Genomic DNA, 1,958 nt, shown 5'->3' with positions numbered 1-1,958 from the left:
GCTTATAACTAGCCTGACGATAACCTACTTTCACACTGGTTGCAGCACTATCATCGGCGCAAAGTCGTTTCACGGTCCTGTTCGGGATGGGAAGGGGTGGGACCGACTTGCTATGGTCATCAGGCATGACTTGTACGAGTGTCGCTTCGCTTTGCTAGGCGCCACTCTGAATCCGGAAGAAGTAGTTTTCCTGGGGTAGCTGTCGTATCGCGCAGCTGTAATCTTGATCCTTGGCTGACTGCCAAGGTTATAGGGACAAGCCGTACGGGCAATTAGTACTGGTTAGCTTAATGCATTACTGCACTTCCACACCCAGCCTATCAACGTCCTGGTCTCGAACGACCCTTCAAGGAGCTCAAGGCTCCGGGAAATCTCATCTCAAGGCAAGTTTCCCGCTTAGATGCTTTCAGCGGTTATCTCTTCCGAACTTAGCTACCCGGCAATGCCACTGGCGTGACAACCGGTACACCAGAGGTTCGTCCACTCCGGTCCTCTCGTACTAGGAGCAGCCCCCTTCAAATTTCCAACGCCCACGGCAGATAGGGACCAAACTGTCTCACGACGTTTTAAACCCAGCTCACGTACCACTTTAAATGGCGAACAGCCATACCCTTGGGACCGGCTACAGCCCCAGGATGTGATGAGCCGACATCGAGGTGCCAAACTCCCCCGTCGATATGAACTCTTGGGAGGAATCAGCCTGTTATCCCCAGAGTACCTTTTATCCGTTGAGCGATGGCCCTTCCATACAGAACCACCGGATCACTATGTCCTACTTTCGTACCTGCTCGACTTGTCGGTCTCGCAGTTAAGCACGCTTATGCCATTGCACTATTAGCACGATGTCCGACCGTACCTAGCGTACCTTCGAACTCCTCCGTTACACTTTAGGAGGAGACCGCCCCAGTCAAACTGCCTACCATGCACTGTCCCCGACCCGGATTACGGGCCAAGGTTAGAACCTCAAACAAACCAGGGTGGTATTTCAAGGATGGCTCCACGAGAACTGGCGTCCCCGCTTCAAAGCCTCCCACCTATCCTACACAGATTGGTTCAAAGTCCAATGCAAAGCTACAGTAAAGGTTCATGGGGTCTTTCCGTCTAGCCGCGGGTAGATTGCATCATCACAAACATTTCAACTTCGCTGAGTCTCGGGAGGAGACAGTGTGGCCATCGTTACGCCATTCGTGCAGGTCGGAACTTACCCGACAAGGAATTTCGCTACCTTAGGACCGTTATAGTTACGGCCGCCGTTTACTGGGACTTCAATCAAGAGCTTGCACCCCATCATTTAATCTTCCAGCACCGGGCAGGCGTCACACCCTATACGTCCACTTTCGTGTTTGCAGAGTGCTGTGTTTTTATTAAACAGTCGCAGCCACCATTTTATTGCAACCCGTTCATCCTTCCACAGTAAAGTGGTCAAACTACTAGGGCGTACCTTATCCCGAAGTTACGGTACCAATTTGCCGAGTTCCTTCTCCCGAGTTCTCTCAAGCGCCTTAGAATACTCATCTCGCCCACCTGTGTCGGTTTGCGGTACGGTCTCGTATGACTGAAGCTTAGAGGCTTTTCTTGGAACCACTTCCGATTGCTTCGCAGCATAAAGCCGCTCGTCTCGACCCCTTGAATTACGTGCCCGGATTTGCCTAAGCACCTTCTATGAGCCAAAAACTGACTATTCCAACAGTCAGACAACCTTCCGCGATCCGTCCCCCCATCGCATCATACGACGGTGCAGGAATATTAACCTGCTTCCCATCAGCTACGCATCTCTGCCTCGCCTTAGGGGCCGACTCACCCTGCTCCGATGAACGTTGAACAGGAAACCTTGGGCTTACGGCGTGCGGGCTTTTCACCCGCATTATCGCTACTCATGTCAGCATTCGCACTTCTGATACCTCCAGCATCCTTTACAAGACACCTTCGCAGGCTTACAGAACGCTCTCCTACCATAT

At 52.0% G+C, this 1,958-nt stretch carries 2 rRNA genes; both read right to left on the bottom strand.

Annotated features, from left to right (window positions below):
* Positions 1-11: 11 nt before the first annotated feature.
* Positions 12-124: ribosomal RNA gene (rrf, locus tag KBW98_RS23745) — 5S ribosomal RNA — on the bottom strand.
* 127 nt (positions 125-251) lie between these two features.
* Positions 252-1,958: ribosomal RNA gene (locus KBW98_RS23740) — 23S ribosomal RNA — on the bottom strand; the annotation flags it as partial.

This window comes from Massilia sp. ST3 (assembly GCF_018119405.1).
Taxonomy (GTDB): Bacteria; Pseudomonadota; Gammaproteobacteria; order Burkholderiales; family Burkholderiaceae_D; genus Telluria.
The sequence above is the reverse complement of the archived record's forward strand: the minus strand, read 5'-3'. Positions and strand labels throughout refer to the sequence as shown.